Source organism: Gelidibacter sp., from assembly GCF_039916245.1.
In the GTDB taxonomy this organism is placed as follows: domain Bacteria; phylum Bacteroidota; class Bacteroidia; order Flavobacteriales; family Flavobacteriaceae; genus Gelidibacter.
In genome coordinates this window covers 1-5466 of the sequence record NZ_JBDSLS010000098.1, presented here as the reverse complement: position 1 = coordinate 5466, position 5466 = coordinate 1, and the positions used below count along the sequence as shown (strand labels likewise).

7 protein-coding genes and 1 tRNA gene are annotated in these 5466 nt (G+C 35.6%); 3 read left to right on the top strand and 5 right to left on the bottom strand.

What is annotated here, in order from left to right; all coding sequences use genetic code 11:
- Positions 1-405: 405 nt before the first annotated feature.
- Entirely contained in the window at positions 406-999 is a 594-nt protein-coding gene (locus tag ABIQ28_RS04785; RefSeq protein WP_348035703.1) for a ferritin-like domain-containing protein, read from the top strand.
- 223 nt (positions 1000-1222) lie between these two features.
- Here ABIQ28_RS04785 and ABIQ28_RS04780 read toward each other — a convergent pair.
- Positions 1223-1296, bottom strand: a tRNA-Met gene (locus ABIQ28_RS04780).
- A 293-nt stretch (positions 1297-1589) separates the two neighbouring features.
- Between ABIQ28_RS04780 and ABIQ28_RS04775 the strand changes: the two genes are divergently transcribed.
- Positions 1590-1982 carry an START-like domain-containing protein gene (locus ABIQ28_RS04775; protein ID WP_348035702.1) on the top strand — a complete coding sequence of 131 codons (393 nt, stop codon included), beginning with the start codon at positions 1590-1592 and terminating at the stop codon, positions 1980-1982.
- Between the two features lie 62 nt (positions 1983-2044).
- On the top strand, positions 2045-2890 hold the full coding sequence (locus ABIQ28_RS04770; RefSeq protein WP_348035701.1) for an aminotransferase class IV: 846 nt from the start codon (positions 2045-2047) through the stop codon (positions 2888-2890).
- Here ABIQ28_RS04770 and ABIQ28_RS04765 read toward each other — a convergent pair.
- From ABIQ28_RS04765 to ABIQ28_RS04750, 4 genes are all read right to left on the bottom strand, one after another.
- Positions 2887-3447, bottom strand: coding sequence for a YqgE/AlgH family protein (locus tag ABIQ28_RS04765; RefSeq protein ID WP_348035700.1), 561 nt, complete (start codon positions 3445-3447; stop codon positions 2887-2889). The two genes, ABIQ28_RS04770 and ABIQ28_RS04765, sit on opposite strands and share 4 nt — an antisense overlap.
- A gap of 121 nt (positions 3448-3568) precedes the next feature.
- Positions 3569-3841: an HU family DNA-binding protein gene (locus ABIQ28_RS04760; protein ID WP_348035699.1), complete on the bottom strand. Its 273-nt coding sequence runs from the start codon at positions 3839-3841 to the stop codon at positions 3569-3571.
- A 193-nt stretch (positions 3842-4034) separates the two neighbouring features.
- Positions 4035-4988, bottom strand: a complete 954-nt coding sequence (gene fmt / locus ABIQ28_RS04755) for a methionyl-tRNA formyltransferase (RefSeq protein ID WP_348035698.1) — start codon at positions 4986-4988, stop codon at positions 4035-4037.
- A 113-nt stretch (positions 4989-5101) separates the two neighbouring features.
- Positions 5102-5466 (bottom strand): RecQ family zinc-binding domain-containing protein (locus ABIQ28_RS04750; protein WP_348035697.1); only part of this gene is annotated, 365 nt, incomplete at its 5' end.

The following is a 5466-nucleotide window of genomic DNA, read 5'->3' as shown; positions in this document are numbered from 1 at the left end:
ATTGAAATTTAAATGTGCCGATCAGTTTTATCTTAAAAATCATTAAGGTTTGGAAAACTAAAGGGTTCGGTTAGATGAAAATTATTATTTGTCTTACTTTTTTTTGCAATCGAGTCAATTTTTAGGAAGTAATCAAACTAAATTTAGAAGAATAAATCAAAATGTTTTATTTTCTAAGCTCTCTTTCCCTAATGAGTTAGTTACGAGAAAATTAAACACCTCTTTCATTGTAGTAGGGAAAACTTCGTTTGAGTAATTATCTAATTTTAAAGAAATCCTATTTTACGGTTTTCCTCTATTTTTTAATTCGAGAATTTATAAGTTAAGTAAATTCTCTAAAACAGGTGATTCTTAAAACTATTATGAAAGAATATCATGAATTTCTAATCTTTAAAATTGAACAAAATGGCGAACACAAAATCAAAAGGGACTGCAGACAGCAAAGCTAGCAAGACCAGTTCAAAAGGAACATCAAAAAAGAGTTCCTCAACAACAATGAAATCATCTCAACTCATGAAATTATTTGTAGATGAATTAAAAGACATTTATTGGGCCGAAAAAGCTTTGACCAAGGCGATTCCCAAGATGATTAAAAACGCAACCTCAGAAAAGTTAATTGCTGCTTTAGAAAGTCACTTGGCGGAAACAGTACATCAAGTTAGTCGGGTGGAGGAAGTCTTTGAAGTAATCGGCAAAAAAGCCACTGCTATAAAATGTGAAGCAATGGCCGGATTAGTTAAAGAAGCCGAAGAAATAATGGAAGAATGTGAGGAAGGACCAATGCGTGACGCCGGCATTATTTCCGCAGGGCAGAAAGTTGAGCATTATGAAATTGCATCTTATGGTACCCTTCGTCAGTTTGCAGTAACACTTGGCTTGACAAAAGCAGCTCAATTATTGGAAGAAACCTTGAAGGAAGAAAAAGCAGCTGATAAAAAATTGACTCAAATTGCTGAATCAGAGGTGAATGTTGAGGCGGCGGAAGAAGAATCCAAGTAATTTATTGATTATACTGTGAAGTGCGGTAAATTATGTTTGCCGCACTTTTTTGTGAGCGGTATTAAATGAATCTTTTTATTTTCGATTTAGAAAGTCGACAAATTTTGTCTTAGATTGATTAAAATCCCACAACTTTTTGACTTGATCCAATTTTTTGACTTGATCCGTTGTACCTACAATAAAAAAGGCAGTTACAAATCAATGTAACTGCCTTATTATCAAGTAGCGAGAAGGGGGCACGATCCCCTGACCTCCGGGTTATGAATCCGACGCTCTAACCAACTGAGCTACCTCGCCATTATGTTTTTTATGAAAGCCTCTGGATTTTAAATCCGACGCTCCCCGCCCGAACGTGCCTTTTCGGGACGGGCAGGTAACCAACTGAGCTACCTCGCCATTCTTAATTTTATCAGGAATTATAAGATTTTTCAATCCGTCGCTTCCTGCATTTATTTAAGGCTGCAAATATAAAAACAAATTCTATGTCTGCAAGCATTAATCCCAATAAAATCTAGATTAAATTATTTTCAAGCAATTTGTCTTTAAACTAAACAATTAATTATATATTGACCACGCTAACAAAAAATTTTATGGAAGACAAAATTAAAATTGAGATGGAATTTCCCATTCATTCATCTCCTCAGCTTTTATATCAATATATATCGACACCTTCTGGCCTTTCAGAGTGGTTTGCTGATAACGTAAACTCTCGTGGCGAAATGTTTACGTTTATCTGGAATGACAGTGAAGAGAAGGCTAAACTATTGAGTAAAAAAAGCGACGAACGTATTAAATTCAGATGGTTAGCAGATGAAGAAGAAGGGGATTCCTATTATTTTGAGATCAGAATCCAAGTGGATGAAATTACCAAAGACGTATCTATTATCGTTACTGATTTTATTGAGGAGGATGAGGTCGATGAAGCTAAGATGCTTTGGGAAAATCAAATTTCAGATTTGAAACAGGTTTTAGGATCTGCTTAGGCGGACTCTTTTTAAAATAGTATATTTGTCTCGATTTTTTAAAAACTTCGAGACTTTTTTTTATGGTTAATTTTAACGGAACCCTTCACGATACTTCTTCAAATTTATTATCATTGGAAAACAGGGGCTATACCTATGGCGATGCACTGTTTGAAACCCTAAAGGTGGTGCACGGAAAGGTGCTATTTTGGGAAGATCATTATTTTAGGTTAATGTCCTCTATGCGCATTTTACGCATGGAAATCCCAATGAATTTTACCATGGAATTTCTTGAAAGTGAAATTTTAAAGACTGTTGAAGCCAATGCACTGATGGCCGCTTCGGCGAGGGTACGTATTAATGTGCATCGCGAGGCCGAAGGAAAATATACACCTTCTACTAATGCTATTGGTTATAATATGGTGACTGAAAAATTGGCTTCTGATTTTTATGTGTTAAGTCAAGAGCCGTATACCGTAGAGTTGTTCAAGGATTTTTATGTGGCTCCTGGATTATTGTCAACTTTGAAGACCAATAATAAAAGCATTAATGTGCTGGGAAGTATTTTCGCCAAGGAAAATAATTTTCACAACTGCTTTTTATTAAATACGGATAAAACAGTTGTTGAAGCATTAAATGGAAATCTGTTTTTGGTGAAGGACCGCGTGATTAAAACGCCGCCTTTATCGGAAGGCTGTCTTAAAGGCATTATGAGAAAACAAATTATGGAACTTGTAGAGAAACTTGAAGGATATGTCTTAGAGGAGGCTCCGATTTCTCCCTTTGAACTTCAAAAAGCCGATGAATTATTTATAACGAATATCATCGTTGGCATTCAACCGATAACCAAGTATAGGAAAAAGGAATATACAGCAGACGTGTCAAAATTGATTTTGGAAAAGCTGAATATTAAAATAAGACTTTCTTAATTGTAGCTTGGATTTTCTGGTGCATTGGACCAGATGCTGTATTCGCCACCTAATTCGAGCATTTTTTCTTTCCAGAAACTGCTGTCTTTTTTTTCGATGATGGATTTTTTATAGATGTTTTCAGTGACAATACAAGAGTTTGTTTCGAGTTCAGTATCCAGTTGAGTCGGTTCCCATCCCGAATACCCAAGGAAAAAACGAATATCACAAGCTTTTATCTCACCACTATTGATCAGGGCCAAAGCGATATCGAAATTTCCTCCCCAATAAATGCCCAATGAAATCTCTATGCTTTCAGGGATTAAATCGGGAACCTTATGTATAAAATAAAGATTGTCCTGTTCAACAGGACCTCCGTTATAGACTTTGAAGGACGCTTTAGTATGTGGCACTAAATCCTTTAAGGTATATTTTAAAGGTTTATTCAATATAAAACCTATAGAGCCCTCATCTGAATGATCTGCCAATAAAATAACAGAACGGTTAAAAGAAGTATCGTCGATAATGGAAGGTTCAGCTATTAAAAGATGTCCTTTTTTGGGCTTAATTGTAATCATAAGTCATGATTTTGAAATTAAAGCTAAAACATATTATTTGAAAAAGCAATTTTTTTGTTAAAAAAGGACACAAAAAAAATCCACCCTAGCGAGTGGATTCTTTAATATATCTAATATGATATTAGTTTACTGCGTTGCTTAAATCTGAACCAGCTTTAAACTTTACTACGTTTTTAGCTTCGATTTGAATAGTTTTTCCCGTTTGTGGGTTTCTTCCTTCTCTTGCTGATCTGTTAGAAACTGACCAAGATCCGAATCCTACTAAAGAAACTCTGTTACCTTTTTGTAAAGAGCTTTCGATATCATTTAATAAAGAATCCAATGCTTTTTTAGCTGCTGCTTTCGTAATGCCAGCATTTTCAGCCATTCCATTGATTAAATCTGTTTTGTTCATAAAGTTATTTTTTTAATTATTAAAAATAGTTGGGTTAAACATTTTGTCAAATCCTTCTACAAATTTATACGGATTATTCATTCACGCAAGTAATGGCGAGGGAAATGCGAGTATTTGTTAATAACTTTGAGTAATTGTTAATAAACGCAATCGGTTTTTTGCTTTTTTATGTTATATCAGTATTCATGAGGGTTTAGAGCATTTTATCGTCTTCAGAAAAATTAAAACCATTCAAAAGTGATCGAATGTCCATTTTTCGCTTCCCAGGGAGCTGCATTTCCTTAATAATTAAGTAACCGCCTTGGACTGATACTTTTAGGTCAGTTTTTGTAGTTATGATCGTTCCTACGGCATCTGAATGTGCTATTTCTTCTTTATCAACCGCAAACAATTTGACCATTAATGTTTCGTCTTTGGTTTTAAGATTCGTCCAAGCTGCAGGAAATGGATTCAAGCCTCTTATTTTGTTGTAAATAGCGTTCAAACTTTGATTCCAGTCAATTTGACAATTTTCCTTATGGAGTTTAAAGGCGGTTTTGGGTTGCTCAACTTTAGATTGTATCGTGGTTGTAACCTTATCAGCTCCGATCAATTGTAAAGTTTCAATGACCAATTCGCTCCCGATTTGCTGCAACTCGTCGTGTAAAGTGCCAACCGTCTCGTCCTCTTTAATGGTCACTTCCTTTTGTAAGATGATAGCGCCCGTATCAATTTTTTCATCGATAAAAAATGTGGTCACGCCTGTTTTTTCTTCACCATTAATGATGGCCCAATGTATAGGTGCCGCGCCTCGGTAGTCGGGTAGAAGAGAGGCATGCAAATTAAAGGTGCCATATTCGGGCATGCTCCAAACAACTTCAGGCAACATCCGGAAGGCCACGACAATTTGCACATTGGCATTTAGGGACTTTAATTCATTTAAGAATTCGTCGTCTTTTAAATTTGTCGGTTGTAAGAGTCTTAAATTTTGAGATAGCGCATATTTTTTCACATCCGATTGGTGCAGTTTCTGCCCGCGGCCCGCTGGTTTATCAGGAGCAGTAATAACCCCAACGATTTGGTATTGGTTTTCAACCAACAGTTTTAAGGTGCCTACCGCAAACTCTGGTGTGCCCATAAATACAATTCTCAAATCTCTCTTTTTCATGTGTTCAAATTTATTATTTTTTAAAGGTCATACTTCCATTTCGCTCAGTACAGGCTTACTATTCACAATAAATAAAAATCATTCATCTGATGCTAAAATTAAGTACGCTCGATTTATGTGTGTCTTATTTTGTATGAATTGTTCGTCGTGATTTCTAAAATATTATTGGCGAGCATTAACTTCAGGGTTTCCAAAATCTCATTTTCTGAATGTTCCATTTGTTCTACAAGGGCTCTTGAAGTTAAGGGCTGATTTTCCAAAAGGACAATAATGTCATAAGAAATACTTTTTACTGATGTTCTTTTGGGAGCTCTTTTTTTAGAAATGCACACGGAACAAATGCTGCAAGGCTCGCTTCTTTTCTCACCAAAATATTCCAATAGCTGAATACTTTTACAGTGTTCGTCATCTGAGATATAACCGATAACGGCATCAATTTGATCTTCCTTTAAGCGCTGTTGCTGTTCAATGACCGTGG